We start from the raw sequence: 18,192 nt of genomic DNA on the forward strand, positions 1-18,192 counted from the left end.
ATGGAGCCCCGAAAAAGGGGACGGAGGGGATTAAGCCGTATTTGCCTTGGATGTCGTATTGGCCTTAAGCGACTTAATCCCCTCCGTCCCCTTTTTGCGCTGTGCGTCAGCGCTTGCGCCGGATCAATGCCGAGGATGCATCCAGCACGGCGCGGGTCAGCAGGGCCATGGTCTGCACGTCGCCCTTCCAGTGCTGCCAGTACAGCGGCACGTCTTCCCACGCGCGCTGGCGTACGTAGACCAGGCGGCCGGCGTCCAGGTGCCGCTTGACCAGCGGCAATGGGTTCATCGTCCAGCCCATGCCGCCCAGGTTGGCCTGCACGAAGGCGCGGGTGGAGGGAATCCACCAGGTCGGTGCGGTGCTGGGCAGGTCATCGCCGGCCATGCGCCGGGCGAAGCGCGACTGCATGTCGTCCTTGCGGTTGAACACCAGAACCGGTGCCTGCGCCAGTGCCTGCGCGGTCACGCCCTTGGCGAAGTAGCGTTCGCGGAACTCGGGGGTGCAGGTCGCCGCGTAACGGATGCTGCCCAGCGCGTGGATCTGGCAGCCCTGCACCGGCTCGTCCAGCGTGGTCACCGCACCCAGCACCGTGCCCTGTCGCAGCAGTTCGACGGTGTGGTCCTGGTCCTCCACGCGCAGGTCCAGGGTGGTCCCGGTGCCCTGCGCGAACTGCGCCGCGGCCTGCGGAAACCAGGTTTCCAGGCTGTCGTGGTTCACTGCCACCGGGATGCTGGCCTGGGGCAGGTCCTCGTCGGCCAGGCCCATGCGGTGCAGCGCATCGTGTTCCAGCAGGGCGGTCTGCTCGGCCAGCTGCACCAGCAACTGGCCCTCGGCAGTGGCGGTGGCCGGGGTGCCACGCTTGACCAGCAGGCGGCCGATCCGGTCCTCCAGTGCCTTGACCCGCTGCGAGATGGCCGAGGGCGTGACATTCAGCGATTGCGCGGCGCGGTCGAAGCTGCCTTCGCGGATCACCGCGGCCAGGGCGCGCAGCTGGGCGTGATCGATGCGCATCGAATTAAGCTCCGCTAATGTTGGTTTAGGAAGTTTAGCTCGTCTTTTCCATGTTGCGGCGCGACAATGGCGCCCGTTCCGGTGCTGTCCGCCTTCGCGAGGCACCGTCCCCCAAGCAATACAAGGCAGTGAATCCCATGTTCTCGGTCATCTCCGCCAGCACCGGCCTCGGTGCCTGGTTCTCTGGTGCAGCCACCGGCATCGGCCTGTTCGCCGTGGTCGGGGCCCAGAGCGCCTTCATTCTGCGCCAGGGCATCCTGCGCAAGCACATCGTGCCGGTGGTCGCCACCTGCGCGGCCATCGATGCCATCTTCATCTTTGCCAGCGTGGCCGGCCTGCGCACGCTCACTTCAGCGCTGCCGTGGCTGACCACCGCCGTGCTGTGGACCGGTGTCGCGTTCCTGGCCTGGTATGCGATGAAGTCGGCACGCCGTGCGATCGCCGGCGGCGGTGGCATGGGCGAGGCCGACAGCGACGACGGCAGCCGTCGCGCGGTGCTGATGGCCGCGGTCGGCTTCTCGCTGATCAACCCGCACTTCTGGCTGGACATGATGGTGATCGGCTCCATCGCCGAGAACTTCGGCAATGCCCGCATGGCCTTCGCTGCGGGCGTGGTCACGGCCAGCTGCCTGTGGCTGACCGCGCAGGGCCTCGGCGCACGCCTGCTGGCGCCGCTGTTCACCAAGCCCAGCACCTGGCGCGTGCTCGACGGCACCATCGCCGTGATCCTCAGCATCCTGGCCCTCATGTTGGCGGTGCGCGGGGTCCACTGACCCGGCGCACGCCCCCCGAACCCACGTCCTGACTCTCTCTCCAAGGTAGTGGCAACGACGGCACCGGCAACGGTGCCGTCGTCTTTTCCGGCTCTGGCGGGAAACCCATTGCCCTGCCTAGAATCGGAGACCAGGACAAGGTGTCCACAGGAGCAGGGGAAGGATGCACAGGACGATTCTGGCGGCCGCACTGGCCGTCATCGGGGGCGTTGCCGCAGGCAGCGCGGGGGCGGTGGAGCTGACGCAGTACCTGCGCCGGGAGACCTTCACCGACATCAAGATCTCGCCGGGGGGCGAGTACGTAGCGGCAACGGTGCCGAGGGAGGACAGCACCGCGATCGCGATCCTGCGCCTGAAGGACAAGGAGGTGGTCGGCAGTTTCTGGCCGCCCAGCCGCAACCACGCGCAGGAATTCGATTGGGTCAGCAACGAGCGCCTGTTGATCGGCCTGGCCCAGAAGTGGGGCTCGCTCGACCAACCCAATCCCACCGGCGAACTCTATGCCATCGACGCCAACGGCAACCGCGGCGAACTGCTGGTCGGCTATCGCGTCGAAAGCAAGGGCCCGGGGACCCGCATCCAGCCGAAGAAGGTCGAAGCAGTGGCCGCCTTCCTGGCCGACGACCTGCCGGGCGACGAGCGCAACGTGCTGGTGACCGTATGGCCGCTGGCCGAGGATCCGTACACCCGCGTAGATCGCATGGATGTGACTACGGGTCGTCGCTCGCGGGTGGCGTCCTCGCCGGTACGGCGCGGCGAGTTCACCACCGACGGCGCCGGCGAAGTGCGCTTCGTGCATGGCTCGGGCAGCGACAACATCAACAAGCTGTACTTCCGCGAACGCAGCGGCGACAGCTGGAAGCTGATCAACGACGAGGCCGTCAGCAAGCGCATCGAAACCGCCCTCGGCTTCTCGGCCGATGACAGCCTGGCCTATCTCAACGTCGAGCAGACCCAGGGTCCGGACGCGATCGTCAGCTGGAACCCGCAGACCGGCGAGCGTGCCACGCTGCTGCGCGACGAGGTGGTCAATCCGTATCGCATCATCCATCGGCCCGGCACCCACGTGCCGGTGGGCGCGCTCTATCTGGGCGATACGCCGCGTACCCGGTTCTTCGACGAGAAGTCGCCGGAGGCGCGCCTGTACCGCAGCCTGGAAGCCGCCTTCGGAGGGCCGGTCTACATCACCTCCAGCACCCGCGATGGCCGTGTCGTGCTGGTGGAAACCTGGTCGGGCTCGAACCCGGGCGATTTCTACGTCTACGACACGGTGGCGCGCAAGGCTGACCACCTGATCAGCCGCAGCGACTGGATTGACGTGGACCGCAGTGCCAGCGTGAAGCCGATTGCACTGAAGGCGCGGGACGGGCTGCCGTTGCATGGCTTCCTGACCCTGCCGGCCGGCAGCAACGGCCGCAACCTGCCGATGGTGGTGATGCCGCATGGCGGTCCGTTCGACATCTTCGATTCCGGCCAGTACGACCGCGAAACCCAGATGCTGGCCGCCGCCGGGTATGCGGTGCTGCAGGTCAACTTCCGTGGGTCGGGCAATTACGGCCGGGCCCACACCCAGGCCGGTGCGCAGCAGTGGGGCGCGGCGATGCAGGACGATGTCACCGATGCCACCCGCTGGGCAATCAGCGAAGGCATCGCCGATGCTCGTCGCATCTGCATCTATGGCGCCAGCTACGGGGCCTACGCGGCGATGATGGGGGCCGCCCGCGAACCCGGGCTGTATCAGTGCGCGGCCGGCTATGTGGGGGTCTACGACCTGCCGATGATGTACACCCGTGGCGATATCCAGGACCGCGGCTCAGGCGTGACCTACCTGCGCGAATGGCTGGGTGATCCGGCCAAGCTGGGCGCGGTGTCGCCGGTGAACCTGGCCGAACGGATCAAGGTGCCGGTGTTCCTCGCGGCCGGTGGCGAAGACAAGCGTGCGCCGATCCAGCATACCGAGCGCATGGAAGCGGCGCTCAAGCGCGCCGGCACACCGGTGGAAAGCCTGTACTACAAGACCGAAGGCCACGGCTTCTACACCGAGGCGCATCGCAGCGAGTACTACGACAAGCTGCTGGCGTTCCTGGCGCGCAGCCTGGGGGGCAAGACCGCGACGACCGCGCCCGTGGCCGGCAAGGACAAGGCGCCCTGAGCTGACAGGGCGGCGGATGAATTTTCCGCCGCCCTGGTCTTCCGCACGCGGGACTTACTTCACCCCGTGCATCATCTTCTTCAGCAGCGGCGCGGCGATGAAGGCCGCCAACGCGCAACCCAGGCCGATCCACATCAGCAGCCAGAACAGGTGCGCGTAGGCACCGGCGGCAGCCACCATGTCCAGCGATTCGCCTTCCGGCACCTCGATCGCGGCCAGCTTGCCGAACAGCGCGGCCAGCGTTTCCGAGAATGCGGTGGCCAGGAACCAGGTGCCCATCATCAGGCTCATCACCCGCGGCACGGCCAGCTGGGTCACCGCCGACAGGCCGACCGGCGAGAGGCACATCTCGCCGCTGGCCAGCAGGAAGTAGGCCAGCACCAGCCACCACACGCTGGCCATCTCGCCGGTGGCGCCCACCTGCTGTGCGGCCAGCGCCAGCGGCACGAACGACAGCGCGCCGATCACCAGGCCCCAGGCCGACTTCACCGGCTTGCCCGGTTCCCAGCCGCGGCGGTCCATCCACGTCCACAGCGCGGCGAAGGCCGGAGCGAGCAGCACCAGGAACAGGCCGCCGAGGTAGGTCAGCGAGCCGGCGGTCTGCGGAATCACCAGGCAGTCGCGCACCAGCAGCACCAGCATCAGTACGATGATGGCGGCGAAGAACGTGCGCGGCGCGGCCGAGCCCGGGCGCCGTTCCGACAGGCGCGCGCTGACCACGAAGCCGAGCGGTGCCAGCAGCAGCGAGAGGATCGACCACGGCAGCGGCGTGCCGCCGGTGATCACCAGCGAGGGCACGATGTCCTTGGTCAGCAGGCGGTCGGTGAAGGTCACCCACGAGCCGTAGGACTGCTCGTACATCGTGAAGAACACCAGCGCCATGAAGATCAGCACCATCAGCGCGATCATCTGCTGGCGCTGCACCGGCGTGCATTTCGTGCCGGTGAACCAGGCGAACCAGACCAGCACGCCCCCCAGCACCACCAGCATCAGCATCAGCGCCAGGCTGATCTCACCGCCCAGCGCGAACGCGCCGTTGCCGGCGGCCCACATCAGCCATGCCACCGGCAGCACGCCGAGCACCGCGCACAGATAGATGAGCCATTCGCGTGGCAGGCCCAGCACCTTCTGCTTCAGCGCCGCCGGTTGCGGCGGTTCGGCATGGCCCTGCAGGTACTTCTGGCCCCACAGGAACATCGCCAGGCCGGCCAGCATTCCGATGCCGGCCGCACCGAAACCGTACTTCCAGCCGTAGGCCTCACCGAGGAAGCCACACACCAGGGACGAGAACAGCGCGCCGAGGTTGATGCCGGCGTAGAACAGCGAAAAGCCCGAGTCGCGACGCGGGTCGTCCTTGGCGTACAGCTTGCCGACAATGGTGGAGATGTTCGGCTTCAGGAAGCCGACGCCCATGATGATCAGCGCCAGCGACAGGTAGGTCACCGCCAGCGCCGAGGTGTCGCGCACCACTTCGCCGTTCACCCGGTACGCGGCGTGGCCCTCGAAGGCCATGCCGAGGTGGCCGAGTACCAGCAGGATGCCGCCGAACAGCACTGCCCGGCGCATGCCCAGCCAGCGGTCGGCCAGCATGCCGCCGAACACCGGGATGCAGTACACCAGGCCACCGTAGGCACCGAGCAGGTCCAGGCCGGCCTTGTCGCCGAACAGGTGGTATTTGGTCAGGTACAGCAGCAACAGCGCCTTCATGCCGTAGAAGGAGAAGCGCTCCCACATTTCAGTGAAGAAGCAGACGTAGACGCCCTTGGGGTGGCCCAGGAAGTCGTCGGAAGCAGAGGCGGCAACGGTCATCGACGGCGGGGACAGCGGAAAGGGCGCGATTATAGGCCTCTGGGCCTGGGCAGGCAGCCGCCGGTGGATCCACGCCATGCAGGGATGGCGCTCCCCCGGCGGCCACCGCTCACAGGTATCGCAACCAAGGCAGATCGCGCCTTCGCGCTTTGAACCGCGCGAAGGCCCGCGTCGGCGGGTACAGCACCACCGCCAGCGCACAGGCCACCAGCAGCAGGCCGCTGACCGAATCCAGGGCATACAGTTCGCCATGGGTCGGCCCCCAGGCCGCCAACGCGGCCAGGTACAGCCCTTTCAGCACGTACAGGTGCAGCAGGTAGAAGAACATCGGCGCGGCGCCGATATCGGACAGCGGGCGCAGCGCACGCGCGAGGGGCGGCCATTCGTACAAGCGCAGCAGCAACAGCCCCACGCCCAGGGTCAGCAACAGGAACTGCAATGACGGCGGGTACTTGGTGACGTTGAAGATGCTCAACCACGTGCGCAGCGTAGTGGTCTGGTACGACCAGGGAGCATCCCCATACTGGTTGGCGAACCGCAGCAGCGCGAACAGGGCCAGCGCGCCGACGCCTGCCCACAGCAGCCAGCGCTGGCGCTGCTCCGGCGCGCGCGCGCGGCCGAACCAGGGCCCCATCAGATAACCCAGCGCAATCACCCCGATCCACGGCAGTACCGGATAGGAGGTGCGCAGGCGCAGCGCGCCGGCCTCGATCCAGTCGCGCTGGTGCAGCACTTTCCACAGCACCGCCAGCAGGCCGTTTCCTTGCACCCGAAGGCCGTCGAACAGGTTGTGCCCGGCCACCACCGCGATTGCCAGCATCAGCAGGGCCGGGCGCGGCAGCCAAAGCAGCCCGGCCAGCGCGATCATGCTCAGCCCGATGGCCCAGATCACCTGCAGGTACAGCGTTTCCGGCGGCAGCTGGAAGGTCCAGGCGAAATTCACCAGGGTCAGTTCCAGTACCACCAGGAACAGCCCGCGCTTGAGCAGGAACGCAGCTGTGGCCCCGCGCGGATCCGCCTGGCGCTGGCCGTACAGCCAGGCCGACAGCCCGGTCAGCAGCACGAACACGGGGGCGCACAGGTGGGCCAGCAGACGGCAGGCGAACAGCGCAGGGGAGACCGTCGCCGCGTCCATCGGGTCGCTCACCTGGTGCTGCAGGAAGAAGGTCTCGCGCACGTGGTCCAGCAGCATCAACAGCATCACGGTGCCGCGCAGCTGGTCGATGGAGGCCAGGCGGGGGGAGGGGGAAGGGGGCATGCGATGCAGTAACAACAAGGTATCATTAAGATATAACATATCATTTACGGCGTGCCCAGCCGGACTTTGCCGGGTCGGTCGATTGCCGGTCCACGTACCGGCCCATTGCGCCGCAGCACACGCCCCCATCCTTTGGCACGCTGGACTTGATCTGCCCTGAACGCTAGCGTGGCAGGGATTTTTTGCCAGCAGGGGCTTCCATGAACCACGACGCTGCGCCCAAGCAGCTCACCTTCCGCGCAGTGGCCCTGGCCATCGTGCTGGCGGTGGTGCTGTCGGCCGCAAACGCCTACCTCGGTCTGTTCGCAGGCCTGACCATCGCCACCGCCATTCCCGCCGCGGTGATTTCCATGGGCGTGCTGCGCCTGCTGGGCGGTGGCTCCATCCTCGAGAACAACATCGTGCAGACCGGCGCCTCGGCCGGTTCATCGATCGCCGCCGGTGTGATCTTCACCATCCCGGCGCTGGTGATCATGGGCTACTGGCCGGACTTCAAGTACTGGTGGGTGCTGGGCATCGCCGGCCTCGGTGGCCTGTTGGGCGTGCTGTTCTCGGTGCCGCTGCGCCGTTCGATGATTGTCGAAGACCCGCTGCCGTTCCCGGAAGGCAAGGCTGCGGCCGAAGTGCTCAAGGCCGGTGAGAACCCGGGCCCGGGCCTGAAGATCCTCGGCCTGTCGGCGGTGATCGGTGCCTTCGTCAAGCTGGCCGCGGAAAGCGGGATGCGCCTGATTCCCGATGCCTGGGCCACCTCGGCCTACGTCGGCAGTTCCAAGGTCACCGCCTTCATCGGCACCAACCTGTCGCCGGCACTGCTGGGCGTGGGCTACATCGTCGGCCTCAACGTCGGCATCGTGGTGGTGTCCGGCTCGATCCTGACTTGGCACATTGCCATCCCGATCTACCAGGCGTTCTTCATGAACACCGACCCGGCGCTGGCCGCGTCGGTTGCCGCTGCCTCGTCCACCGAGGCCGCGTTCGCCATCTGGGGCGCGAAGATGCGCTACCTGGGCGTCGGTGCGATGCTGATCGGTGGCATCTGGACCCTGATCTCGCTCCGCAAGTCGCTGCTCAACGGCGTCAAGAGCGGCTTTGCCGCCGCCCGCAAGAGCGGTGGCCCGGTGCTGGCGCACACCGAGCGCGACCTGCCGATGAAGTGGATGCTGGTCGCCCTGGTGGTGTTCGTGCTGCCGCTGCTGGCCCTGTACCAAGCCATCGTCGGCCAGTGGCACGTGTCCATCCCGATGACCCTCATCATGATCGTCGCCGGCTTCCTGTTCGTTTCGGTCTCGGCCTACCTGGCTGGCCTGATCGGCTCGTCCAACAACCCGGTTTCGGGCATCACCATCTCCACCATCCTGTTCGCTTCGGCCGTGCTGGTGGTGCTGCTGGGCAAGGATGGCCTGCAGCCGGTCGGCGCCTTCGGCGCGCCGCTGGGCGCGGTGGCCGCGATCATGATCGGCGCGGTGGTGTGCTGTGCTGCAGCGGTCGGCGGTGACAACCTGCAGGACCTCAAGGCCGGTTACATCGTCGGTGCCACCCCGTGGAAGCAGCAGCTGATGCTGGGCATCGGTGCGTTCTCGTGCGCGCTGATCATGGCCCCGGTGCTGAACCTGCTGGCCACCGCCTACGGCATCGGCGTGAAGTCGGAGCTGCACCCGAACGCGCTGGCCGCGCCGCAGGCCAACCTGATGGCCTCGGTGGCCAAGGGCCTGTTCGGTGGTGAACTGCCGTGGACCTTCATCGGCATCGGTGCCGTGGTCGGTGCCGCCATCATCGCGTTCGACAGCTGGCTGAAGTCGCGCAACGCCCGCTTCCGCGTGCCGGTGCTGGCCGCCGCCATCGGCATCTACCTGCCGCTGGAACTGATGGTGCCGATCTTCCTCGGCGGCCTGATCGCCTACCTCGTCGAGCGCTTCCACAAGGTGCGTGCCGATGACGAAGAAGGCCGCGACCGCGTGCACAAGCCGGGCGTGCTGTTCGCCGCCGGCCTGATCACCGGCGAAGCGCTGATGGGCATCGCCATCGCGATTCCGATCGTGGTGAGCAGTCGCGCCGACGTGCTGGCCGTGCCGTTCCACATGCCGGGCGCACAGTGGATCGGCCTGGCCGTGCTGTTCCTGGTCGGCTGGCTGATCTACCGCACCGGCAAGCGCGCCATGGCGTAAGGGTTGGGGTCGGATCCCTTCCCGCAGGGAAGGGCTCTGACCCCGGGTTGACAGCGTCTGGGGTCAGAGCCGATTCCGTCGGAATCGGATCCGACCCCGGTGTCCCCACAAACCGCGCCACGGCGCGGTTTGCTTTTTCTGGCGGCGGGGCCGCGCCCCACCGGCAGCCATGACCGATGGCCTTGGCAGCCCCGGCCGCACGGGCCTACCATCGGTTTTTTGCCGTCCTGCGGAGACCCCGATGAAACTGCGTCATGCCCTGCTGCCACTGAGCCTGCTGGCCGCCCTGCCCAGCGTCGCCGCTGCCCGTGGCCTGGAAGTCCGCGACATGGTGGCCATGGACCGCGTCTCCGCGCCGGTACTGACCGCTGACGGCGGCACCGTGGTGTTCGCCAAGCGCAGCGTGGATGCCAACCTGAAGGCCTCCACCGCGCTGTACGCGCGCAACCTGCGTACCCGCGACGCAGCACCGCCGAAGCAGATCACCCCGGCCGGCTGGAACGTCAATTCCGCTTCGCTGTCGGCCGATGGCCAGACCGTGTATTTCCTCAGCGCCAGGAACGGCAGCCAGCAGCTGTACGCGCAGCCGGTCAGCGGCGGCGCCCCGCGCCAGCTGACCGACTTCCCGGTCGACGTGGACAGCTACCACGTGTCGCCGCAGGACGACCGCGTGCTGTTCAGCGCCGGCGTGTTCCAGGCCTGTGCCTCGGACCTGACCTGCACCGAGAAGAAGCTCAAGGACGTCGCCGGCGCCAAGGCCAGTGGAAAGGTCTTCGATTCGCTGTTCGTGCGCCACTGGGATACCTGGAACGACGGCCGCCGCAACACCCTGTTCGTCGCGCCGCTGCCGGCAGCCAAGGCCGGTCCGGTCAAGGGCGCTTCCGCGCTGAGCGCCACCATCGACGGTGATGCCCCGTCCAAGCCGTTCGGCGGCAATGATGATTTCGCGTGGTCGCCGGATGGCGCCAGCGTGGTCGCCAGCATCCGCGTGGCCGGCAAGCAGGAGTCGTGGTCGACCAACTTCGACCTGTACCGCTTCGACGCGGCGGGCAAGCAGGCGCCGGTCAACCTGACCGCCTCCAACCCGGCCTGGGATGCCGGCCCGGTGTTCAGTGCCGACGGCAAGACCCTGTTCTACCGCGCGATGAAGCGCCCGGGCTTCGAGGCTGACCGCTTCGGCCTGATGGCGATGGACCTGGCCAGTGGCAAGACCCGAGAGATCGCCCCGCAGTGGGATCGTTCGGCTGGCGGCATCACCCTGTCCGCCGACGGCGCCAGCATCTACACCACGGCCGATGACCTCGGCGAACACCCGCTGTTCCAGATCGACGTGGCCAGCGGCAAGGCCACCAAGCTGATCGGCGACGGCAGCGTGACCTCGGTCGATGTGGCCGGCAACAGCGTGGCGATCACCCGCAACAGCCTGAAGAGCAACGATCAGGTGCTGGTCGGCCTGCTGCCGGCTGCCGGTGAGCCGATCGGCGAGCTGCGCGCGCTGACCCCCGCCGCCGGTGAGGTGCTCAAGGATGTCAGCTTCGGCGACTACGAACAGTTCGAGTTCAAGGGCTGGAACAACGACACCGTGCATGGCTACGTGGTCAAGCCGCACAACTACCAGGAAGGCAAGTCGTACCCGGTGGCGTTCCTGATCCACGGCGGCCCGCAGGGCAGCTTCGGCAATGGCTGGAGCTACCGCTGGAATCCGCAGACCTACGCGGGCCAGGGCTATGCGGTGGTGATGATCGACTTCCACGGCTCCACCGGCTACGGCCAGGCGTTCACCGATGCGATCAGCCAGCACTGGGGCGACCGCCCGCTGGAAGACCTGCAGAAGGGCTGGGATGCGGCGCTGAAGAAGTATTCCTTCCTCAATGGTGACAAGGCCTGTGCTCTGGGCGCCAGCTACGGCGGCTTCATGGTCAACTGGATTGCCGGCAACTGGAACGGCCCGTTCAAGTGCCTGGTCAACCATGACGGCGTGTTCGACCAGCGCATGATGGGCTACGCCACCGAAGAACTGTGGTTCACCGAGTGGGAGCAGGGCGGTACGCCGTACCAGAAGGCGGCGAACTACGAGAAGTTCAACCCGGTCAACCACGTGGCGGACTGGAAGAAGCCGATCCTGGTCATCCACGGCCAGCAGGACTTCCGCATCCCGGTCGAGCAGGGCCTGGCCGCGTTCACCGCTGCCCAGCGCCAGGGCATCGAATCGAAGTTCCTGTACTTCCCGGATGAAAACCACTGGGTGCTGAAGCCGAACAACAGCATCCTGTGGCATGACACCGTCAATGCCTGGCTGAAGCAGCACATCGGCAACTGATGGTTGCGGCGCCGCCCTCCGGGGCGGCGCTTCTGTTTCACCATCTGCTTTACCGGTGGGTGCCGACCGTTGGTCGGCACACCTTCCTGATCTGCCGCCACCAGCAGCCGGCCAGCGGCCGGCTCTACCAGAGCGCCTGCATGCCTTCGACTGCCCTGATCCAGAACGACATCGTCGTCTTCGGTTTGATCGCCGCCACTCTTGGCGCCGTGTTCTGGACCGCCTCGCGCGAGCAGGGGCTGTGGAAGCGCTTCTATACGTTCGTGCCAGCGCTGCTGCTGTGCTACCTGATTCCCGGCATCTACAACACCGTCGGCCTGATCGACGGCCAGAACACCAAGCTCTACAACCCGATCGCGCGCGACATCCTGTTGCCGGCGGCGCTGATCCTGCTGACCCTGGCAGTGGATATCAAGGGCATCCTGCGGCTCGGCCCGAAGCTGGTACTGATGTACCTGGGCGCCTCGGCCAGCATCATGCTCGGTGCGGTGGTGGCGTTCCTGGTGATGCGCGCGATCCATCCCGACACCGTGGCCGGCGATACCTGGGCCGGCATGGCGGCACTGGCCGGCAGCTGGATCGGTGGTGGTGCCAACATGCTGGCGATGCGCGAAGTGTTCGACGTCAACGCGACCACCTTTGGCCAGTTCGCGGTGGTCGATGTCGGCGTCGGTTACGTGTGGATGGCCGCGCTGATCTTCCTGGCAGGACGTGCAGCGAAGATCGATGCACGCAGTGGCGCTGATACCTCGGCCATCGATGAACTGAAGGAACGCATCGCGCGCTTCCAGGCCGAGCACGAACGCATTCCCAGCCTGACCGACCTGATGCTGATCGTGGCGGTGGCCTTCGGCGGCGTCGGCCTGTCGCATGCGATCGGTGCGCCGCTGGCGGCCTGGTTCAAGGCCAACGTCAGCTGGGCGTCGCAGTTCAGCCTGGACGCGCCGTTCGTGTGGGTGGTGGTGCTGTCGACCACGCTGGGCCTGAGCCTGAGTTTCACCCGCGCACGCAACCTGGAAGGGGCGGGTGCATCGCGGCTGGGTTCGTTGCTGCTGTACTTCCTGATCGCCTGCATCGGCATGCAGATGGATCTGCTGGCGCTGCTGGATCGCCCGTGGCTGTTCCTGCTTGGCCTGATCTGGATTGCCGTGCATATCGTGCTGCTGTGGTGCCTGGGCAAGCTGCTGAAGGTGCCGTTCTTCTATTTCGCCGTCGGTTCGCAGTCGAACATCGGTGGCCCGGCCTCGGCGCCGGTGGTGGCGGCCGCGTTCCATCCGGCCCTGGCGCCGGTGGGCGTGCTGCTGGGCACGATGGGCTATGCCACCGGCACCTACCTGGCCTACATCGTCGGCATCACCCTGCGCGCACTGGCCGGGCAGGGCTGATACGGCGACGGGGTGATGGGGTCAGATCCCTTTTGCGACGCAAAAGGGATCTGACCCCGGTTCCCGGTGAATCACGCCACCGGCAACCCGCGTTCGATCAACCATGCCTTCGCGTCTTCGGCGTCCTGCTCGAACCGCGCCGAGTGGAAAGAGGGGCGCCGCAAGGTCCGGCGCGTCGCCACGCGCCCGTGGCCAACCGCGCCCGCGCCTTACGCCACTGGCAACCCGCGTTCGATCAACCATGCCTTCGCGTCTTCGGCGTCCTGCTCGAACCACGCTTTCGTAGATCCCAGCCGATACGTATACCCCCAGGCATCCATGTCGGCCATCAGCCGCTGGCTGCCGACGCCGGGCAGCTGCCCGGCCAGCACGATCTGCAGGTAGCAGGTCGCGTCTTCCTCGGCCACCGAGTCGGTGGCATCGGTATGCACCTGCGCCCGCCGCTCCGGCGGCAGTACGATCAGGTGGCAGGCCTCATGCAGCATCGAGTGCACGGGCGTGTCATCGCGCACGTAGACGTTGCTGGCGATGATGCCCGCCTCGGGCTCGCCCCAGTAGCTGCCGGGAATCGGCTCGCCGGCCGCCACGTGGTGCAGCCGCAGGCCATGCGCGGCGAGCAGGCACTGCGCATCGGCGAAGGCGATGTCGCCCACGCAGGTGATGTCCACGGCGGTTGTCGTATCGGTCATGCGGGTCAGGCAGCCCCGCCCATGCAGGCACGGGCGGGACAGGGGATCAGGGTTTGTCCGGGCCTTCCGGCAGCGCCACGGAGATGTCCAGCACATCGTGCTGGCCATCCTTCACCAGGTCGACCTTCACCGCATCGACGTCGATGTTCACGTACTTCTTGATCACTTCCAGCAGCTCGCGCTGCAGCAGCGGCAGGTAGTCCGGGCCACCACGGTGGCTGCGTTCCTGCGCGATGATGATCTGCAGGCGGTTCTTGGCGGTTTCGGCGGTGGTCTTCTTCGCTTTGAGGAAATCAAACAGGCCCATGCTTACCCTCCGAACAGCTTGCTGAAGAAGCCCTTCTTCTCGACGTTGGTGAAGCGCATCGGGCGTTCTTCGCCGAGGATGCGCGCGACGGCGTCTTCATAGGCCTGGCCGGCAGCGGATTCGACATCCAGGATGACCGGCTCGCCCTTGTTGGAGGCGTTGAGCACGTCGCCCGATTCCGGAATCACGCCGATCGCCTTCAGGCCGAGGACTTCCTCGACGTCGGCGATGCTCAGCATCTCGCCGCTTTCCACGCGCAGCGGGGTGTAGCGGGTCAGCAGCAGGAAGGCCGGCACGTCCTGGCCGGATTCGGCCTTGTGGGTCTTCGAATCGAGCAGGCCGATGATGCGGTCGGAGTCGCGCACCGACGACACTTCCGGGTTCACCACCACCACCGCGCGGTCGGCGAAGTACATCGCCAGGAAGGCGCCCTTCTCGATGCCGGCCGGGGAGTCGCAGATGATGTAGTCGAAGCCGTCGGCGGCCAGGTCCTTCAGGACCTTGCCCACGCCTTCCTGGGTCAGTGCGTCCTTGTCGCGGGTCTGCGAGGCCGCCAGCACGTACAGGTTGTCGAAGCGCTTGTCCTTGATCAGGGCCTGCTTGAGGGTGGCTTCGCCGTGCACGACGTTGACGAAGTCGTACACCACGCGGCGTTCGCAGCCCATGATCAGGTCGAGGTTGCGCAGGCCGACGTCGAAGTCGATCACCGCCACCTTCTTGCCGCGCCGCGCCAGGCCGCAGGCCAGGCTCGCGCTGGAAGTGGTCTTGCCGACGCCGCCCTTGCCGGAGGTGACTACGATGATTTCAGCCAAAGGACTTCTCCTGGTTCTGCATGAGTTTGGTGCTGCGTCAGTCCAGCGCAGCGATCTTGATCTGGTCCTGTTCCAGCCACACCTGGACGGCCTTGCCGCGCAGGTTGTCCGGAACATCGTCCAGTACCTTGTAGTGGCCGGCAATGGCCACCAGTTCCGCATGGAAATCACGGCAGAAGATGCGTGCCGCGGTGTTGCCCTGGGCCCCTGCCAGCGCGCGGCCACGCAGGGTGCCGTAGATATGGATGCTGCCATCGGCGATGACCTCGGCGCCGGCGCCGACGGTGGCCATCACGGTCAGGTCGCAGTTTTCCGCGTACAGCTGCTGGCCCGAACGCACGTTGCCCAGCTGCATGCGGCCCGGCTGCGGTGCAGCGGCGTCGGCCACCTTGGCCACCGGCGTCGCCGGGGCAGGCTTCGGTTCGGCACGGGCTGCCCGGCGCGGTTCAGGTGCGGGCGGCGGCGGGGCCGGTTCGCCCTCGGCACGCTCGTACTGCGCGCGGAACTTGGCCAGCAGCGGCAGGCCGAGCTGCTGGGAGAGCAGGTCGACCGCGCTGGTGCCGTAGGCCAGCGCCACCGGCAGCACCCCGGCGCTGCGCAGGCCGTCGACCAGCGCCTGCGCGGTGGCCACGTCCGGCACCTGGCTCAGGCCGCCGAAGTCGAGGATCACCGCGGCGCGGCCGAACAGCTTCGGGGCGCGGGTCACGCGCTCGCGCATTTCCTGCACGAGACGTTCGACATCAAGGGTACGGATGCGCAGGTTGGCGATGCCCACCTGGCCGATCTTCAGTTCACCGGCCTGTTCGTAATCGAAATTCACCGCCACGCTCAGGTCCCCGTCGGCCGCTGTGCCTGCGCCGGCAGCTGCCGGGCGCGTGTCCATGCCACATCCGGCAGCTTGTCGCCGTAGGTCTCCTGGACCCATGGGTAGCTGCACAGTTCCTTGGCCAGCATGCTGGCGCGCACATCGACCTGCGGCATGGTGTTCTGGCCCAGCTCGCGGAAGCCGAAGCTGCCGTGGAAGAGCAGGGCGGCATCGGCGCCATGGTCGAGGAAGACCTCGCAGGTCATCTGCGGGTAGCGCAGCTCGGCGAAGCTCTGCGCGTCGGCGTAGAACGCACGCCCGACGCCACCGCCACGACGGCGGCTGGCGACCACGATGCGGTCGATATAGAAGAACGGGGTGTCCAGCTGCTGCTTGAACCAGGCGAAATTGCTGCTGTCGTGCTGGCTGTCGCTGCCGAAGCCGATCAGGAAGCCGGCCAGGTTGCCGTCGCGCTCGGCGACGCGGAAATACTCAGCGGTTTCATAGAACAGGCGCAGGCGGGCCGCATCCAGGGGAAGGATGGCCAGGCCAGCGTTGTTGTTCAAAGCCAGGACGGAATCGAGCTCGTGCTCGCGCACGTCGCGGATGACAATCGACATTGTGACTCCGTGGGGTAACGCGGTTGGTCCATCAAGGGACCCTGCGCACGATTATTGCATGCCCGGGGTGGGCTGCGGCATGAACAGGCGACCGGGCAGGCATGACTTCCGTGGGGTGCGGTGCGCAGGCGCGGCCCGTAGAGTGCTGGCATGTTGGGAGTCCTCAGCCATACCCGCGTCCTCCGCCTGGCCGGCCTGTTCACCTGGGTCATGGTCGGCCTGCCCCTGGCGTACTCGCAGTTCGAGAACCTGCACAGCCGCAGTGACATGGGCGGCTGGGCGATCCTGTTGTTCGTCGCCTACCTGTCCTTCGGCACGGCCTACTACTGGTTGACCCGCATCCTGCGCAGCGACAGCCACACCAGCTGGCTGGACCGCGGCCTGCTGCTGTTGCTGACGGTCTCGGCGCTGGGGGTCAGTTTCCTCAGCGGTTCGGGCCTGGGCAGCATCCTGATGATGGTGGCCGCCGGGGTCATTCCGTGGATGCTGTCGGTACGGCTGGGGGTGCTGTGGCTGCTGGTCAGCCAGCTGGCGGTGGCGCCGGTCTATTACCTGCTGCTGCGCTTCCCGCTGTTCGAAGCGGTGATGCAGTCGCTGCTGTACGGCGGCTTCTCCATGTTCATCTTCGTGACCAGCCTGGTTGCACGGCAGCAGACCGAGGCCCGCGACGAGCAGCGCCGGCTCAATTCGGAGCTGCGTGCCACCCGCGCCCTGCTGGCCGAGAGCGCGCGGGTCAACGAGCGCACCCGCATTTCGCGCGAGCTGCACGACCTGCTGGGCCACCAGCTGACTGCGCTGACCCTGAACCTGGAGGTCGCCGGCCACCTGGCCGAGGGCCAGGCGCTGGACCACGTGAAGCGCTCGCACGCGCTGGCCAAGCTGCTGCTGGGCAATGTGCGCGAGGTGGTCAGCCAGCTGCGCGAGACCGGCGCGATCGATCTGGCCGCGGCGCTGCGCCCGCTGACCGAGAACGTGCCCTCGCTGGACATCCAGCTGGAGATCGAGGATCCGTTGAACGTGGAAGACCCGCAGCGGGCCCACGTGCTGCTGCGCTGTACCCAGGAAATCATTACCAACGCGGTGCGCCACGCCGGCGCCCGCCACCTGTGGATCAAGGTGTACCGTGAAGCCCCCGACCGGGTGGTGGTGGAGGCCCGCGACGACGGCGTCGGCGCGGATATGGTCAATGTAGGCAATGGCTTGCGCGGCATGCGCGAGCGCCTGCAACAATGTGGTGGCCAGCTGCAGATCGAAACCCGTCCCGGAGAAGGCTTCCGGCTGCGGGCGACGGTGCCGGCAACGGTGCTGGTGGCGGCCCTTACCAAGGTTCCTGAAGGAGTGCGTTGATGATTCGCGTCTGCCTGGTCGACGACCAAACCCTGGTGCGGCAGGGAATCCGCTCCCTGCTGGCGCTCGACGACGGCATCGAGGTGGTGGCCGAGGCCGGCGACGGCCGGCAGGCGGTCGAGCTGATACCGCAGGTGCGCCCCGACGTGGTGCTGATGGACATGCGCATGCCGGTGATGTCCGGTCTGGAGGCACTGCAGGTGCTGTCGCGGCAGGAACAGCTGCCGCCGACCATCATCCTCACCACGTTCGACGATGACCAGCTGGTGCTGGCCGGGCTCAAGGCCGGTGCCAAGGGCTACCTGCTCAAGGATGTCACCCTGGCGCAGCTGGTCGGTGCCATCCGTACCGTGGCCGACGGCGGTTCGCTGGTGCAGCCGGCGGTGACCCAGCGCCTGCTGTCCGGCCTGGAGCACATGCGCAACGAGTTCGTCAGCCTGGACCGCCCGGACCCGCTGACCGACCGCGAGACCGAGATCCTGCGGCTGATGGCCAGCGGCTTCTCCAACAAGGAGATCGCCAATTCGCTGGGCGTGGCCGAAGGCACCATCAAGAACCACGTGTCCAACATCCTGTCCAAGCTGGGCGTGCGCGACCGTACGCGTGCCGTACTGAAGGCGTTCGAACTCCAGCTGGTCTGAAGAAAATCGTTCAAGTACAAAGACTTGGGTCGTAGTTACGGGTTCCTGCCAAGGTTGCCCCCTACTTGCCGGGTAGCGGTATGCGTTACCCTTCGAA

15 protein-coding genes are annotated in these 18,192 nt (G+C 66.9%); 7 read left to right on the plus strand and 8 right to left on the minus strand.

Annotation, left to right across the window (positions count from 1 at the left end; genetic code table 11):
• Positions 1-106 precede the first annotated feature (106 nt).
• Entirely contained in the window at positions 107-1,012 is a 906-nt protein-coding gene (locus QP609_RS05575) for a LysR family transcriptional regulator ArgP (protein ID WP_169410935.1), read from the minus strand.
• A gap of 137 nt (positions 1,013-1,149) precedes the next feature.
• Between QP609_RS05575 and QP609_RS05580 the strand changes: the two genes are divergently transcribed.
• On the plus strand, positions 1,150-1,785 hold the full coding sequence (locus QP609_RS05580) for a LysE family transporter (RefSeq protein WP_005415673.1): 636 nt from the start codon (positions 1,150-1,152) through the stop codon (positions 1,783-1,785).
• 163 nt (positions 1,786-1,948) lie between these two features.
• Positions 1,949-3,937 carry a prolyl oligopeptidase family serine peptidase gene (locus QP609_RS05585; protein WP_046429487.1) on the plus strand — a complete coding sequence of 663 codons (1,989 nt, stop codon included), beginning with the start codon at positions 1,949-1,951 and terminating at the stop codon, positions 3,935-3,937.
• Between the two features lie 54 nt (positions 3,938-3,991).
• Here QP609_RS05585 and QP609_RS05590 read toward each other — a convergent pair whose 3' ends face one another.
• Together QP609_RS05590 and QP609_RS05595 are read right to left on the minus strand one after the other, a co-directional pair.
• On the minus strand, positions 3,992-5,746 hold the full coding sequence (locus tag QP609_RS05590; protein ID WP_197621619.1) for an oligopeptide:H+ symporter: 1,755 nt from the start codon (positions 5,744-5,746) through the stop codon (positions 3,992-3,994).
• A gap of 109 nt (positions 5,747-5,855) precedes the next feature.
• The gene (locus QP609_RS05595; RefSeq protein WP_111205854.1) at positions 5,856-7,004 is read right to left on the minus strand and encodes a heparan-alpha-glucosaminide N-acetyltransferase domain-containing protein; all 1,149 of its coding nucleotides are present in this window, start codon (positions 7,002-7,004) and stop codon (positions 5,856-5,858) included.
• A gap of 200 nt (positions 7,005-7,204) precedes the next feature.
• Between QP609_RS05595 and QP609_RS05600 the strand changes: the two genes are divergently transcribed.
• The 3 genes from QP609_RS05600 to QP609_RS05610 all read left to right on the plus strand — a co-directional run bounded on the left by QP609_RS05600 (position 7,205) and on the right by QP609_RS05610 (position 12,874).
• Entirely contained in the window at positions 7,205-9,169 is a 1,965-nt protein-coding gene (locus QP609_RS05600) for an oligopeptide transporter, OPT family (RefSeq protein ID WP_197621620.1), read from the plus strand.
• A 241-nt stretch (positions 9,170-9,410) separates the two neighbouring features.
• Positions 9,411-11,489, plus strand: a complete 2,079-nt coding sequence (locus tag QP609_RS05605) for a S9 family peptidase (RefSeq protein ID WP_197621621.1) — start codon at positions 9,411-9,413, stop codon at positions 11,487-11,489.
• Positions 11,490-11,629: 140 nt separating this feature from the next.
• Entirely contained in the window at positions 11,630-12,874 is a 1,245-nt protein-coding gene (locus QP609_RS05610; RefSeq protein WP_046429580.1) for a DUF819 family protein, read from the plus strand.
• 209 nt (positions 12,875-13,083) lie between these two features.
• On the opposite strand, the gene QP609_RS05615 is transcribed toward QP609_RS05610, so the two are convergent.
• The 5 genes from QP609_RS05615 to QP609_RS05635 are packed head-to-tail and all read right to left on the minus strand — an operon-like array spanning position 13,084 to position 16,107.
• Positions 13,084-13,563 carry a hypothetical protein gene (locus QP609_RS05615; protein WP_014646351.1) on the minus strand — a complete coding sequence of 160 codons (480 nt, stop codon included), beginning with the start codon at positions 13,561-13,563 and terminating at the stop codon, positions 13,084-13,086.
• A gap of 46 nt (positions 13,564-13,609) precedes the next feature.
• The gene (gene minE, locus QP609_RS05620; protein ID WP_005408532.1) at positions 13,610-13,870 is read right to left on the minus strand and encodes a cell division topological specificity factor MinE; all 261 of its coding nucleotides are present in this window, start codon (positions 13,868-13,870) and stop codon (positions 13,610-13,612) included.
• Positions 13,871-13,872: 2 nt separating this feature from the next.
• The gene (minD, locus tag QP609_RS05625) at positions 13,873-14,682 is read right to left on the minus strand and encodes a septum site-determining protein MinD (RefSeq protein ID WP_005415682.1); all 810 of its coding nucleotides are present in this window, start codon (positions 14,680-14,682) and stop codon (positions 13,873-13,875) included.
• Positions 14,683-14,719: 37 nt separating this feature from the next.
• Entirely contained in the window at positions 14,720-15,565 is an 846-nt protein-coding gene (minC, locus tag QP609_RS05630) for a septum site-determining protein MinC (RefSeq protein WP_046429497.1), read from the minus strand.
• Complete coding sequence (locus QP609_RS05635; RefSeq protein WP_014036357.1) at positions 15,511-16,107, minus strand: GNAT family N-acetyltransferase; 597 nt, start codon at positions 16,105-16,107, stop codon at positions 15,511-15,513. The genes minC and QP609_RS05635 overlap by 55 nt, the downstream gene beginning before the upstream one ends.
• 150 nt (positions 16,108-16,257) lie before the next feature.
• Between QP609_RS05635 and QP609_RS05640 the strand changes: the two genes are divergently transcribed.
• Positions 16,258-17,454, plus strand: a complete 1,197-nt coding sequence (locus QP609_RS05640) for a sensor histidine kinase (protein ID WP_197621681.1) — start codon at positions 16,258-16,260, stop codon at positions 17,452-17,454.
• Positions 17,454-18,095, plus strand: a complete 642-nt coding sequence (locus tag QP609_RS05645; protein WP_006424175.1) for a response regulator transcription factor — start codon at positions 17,454-17,456, stop codon at positions 18,093-18,095. The genes QP609_RS05640 and QP609_RS05645 overlap by 1 nt, the downstream gene beginning before the upstream one ends.
• Positions 18,096-18,192: the final 97 nt, after the last annotated feature.

The organism is Stenotrophomonas sp. 8(2023) (genome assembly GCF_030345295.1).
GTDB classification, from domain to species: Bacteria; Pseudomonadota; Gammaproteobacteria; order Xanthomonadales; family Xanthomonadaceae; genus Stenotrophomonas; species Stenotrophomonas muris.

Coding starts and splice junctions, on each gene's coding strand:
- QP609_RS05580 (WP_005415673.1), top strand. CDS start 1,150: ATGTTCTCGGTCATCTCCGCCAGCACCGGCCTCGGTGCCTGGTTCTCT.
- minC (WP_046429497.1), bottom strand. CDS start 15,565: ATGGACACGCGCCCGGCAGCTGCCGGCGCAGGCACAGCGGCCGACGGG.
- QP609_RS05645 (WP_006424175.1), top strand. CDS start 17,454: ATGATTCGCGTCTGCCTGGTCGACGACCAAACCCTGGTGCGGCAGGGA.
- QP609_RS05590 (WP_197621619.1), bottom strand. CDS start 5,746: ATGACCGTTGCCGCCTCTGCTTCCGACGACTTCCTGGGCCACCCCAAG.
- QP609_RS05585 (WP_046429487.1), top strand. CDS start 1,949: ATGCACAGGACGATTCTGGCGGCCGCACTGGCCGTCATCGGGGGCGTT.
- QP609_RS05575 (WP_169410935.1), bottom strand. CDS start 1,012: ATGCGCATCGATCACGCCCAGCTGCGCGCCCTGGCCGCGGTGATCCGC.
- QP609_RS05635 (WP_014036357.1), bottom strand. CDS start 16,107: ATGTCGATTGTCATCCGCGACGTGCGCGAGCACGAGCTCGATTCCGTC.
- QP609_RS05610 (WP_046429580.1), top strand. CDS start 11,630: ATGCCTTCGACTGCCCTGATCCAGAACGACATCGTCGTCTTCGGTTTG.
- QP609_RS05640 (WP_197621681.1), top strand. CDS start 16,258: ATGTTGGGAGTCCTCAGCCATACCCGCGTCCTCCGCCTGGCCGGCCTG.
- QP609_RS05600 (WP_197621620.1), top strand. CDS start 7,205: ATGAACCACGACGCTGCGCCCAAGCAGCTCACCTTCCGCGCAGTGGCC.
- QP609_RS05605 (WP_197621621.1), top strand. CDS start 9,411: ATGAAACTGCGTCATGCCCTGCTGCCACTGAGCCTGCTGGCCGCCCTG.
- QP609_RS05615 (WP_014646351.1), bottom strand. CDS start 13,563: ATGACCGATACGACAACCGCCGTGGACATCACCTGCGTGGGCGACATC.
- minE (WP_005408532.1), bottom strand. CDS start 13,870: ATGGGCCTGTTTGATTTCCTCAAAGCGAAGAAGACCACCGCCGAAACC.
- QP609_RS05595 (WP_111205854.1), bottom strand. CDS start 7,004: ATGCCCCCTTCCCCCTCCCCCCGCCTGGCCTCCATCGACCAGCTGCGC.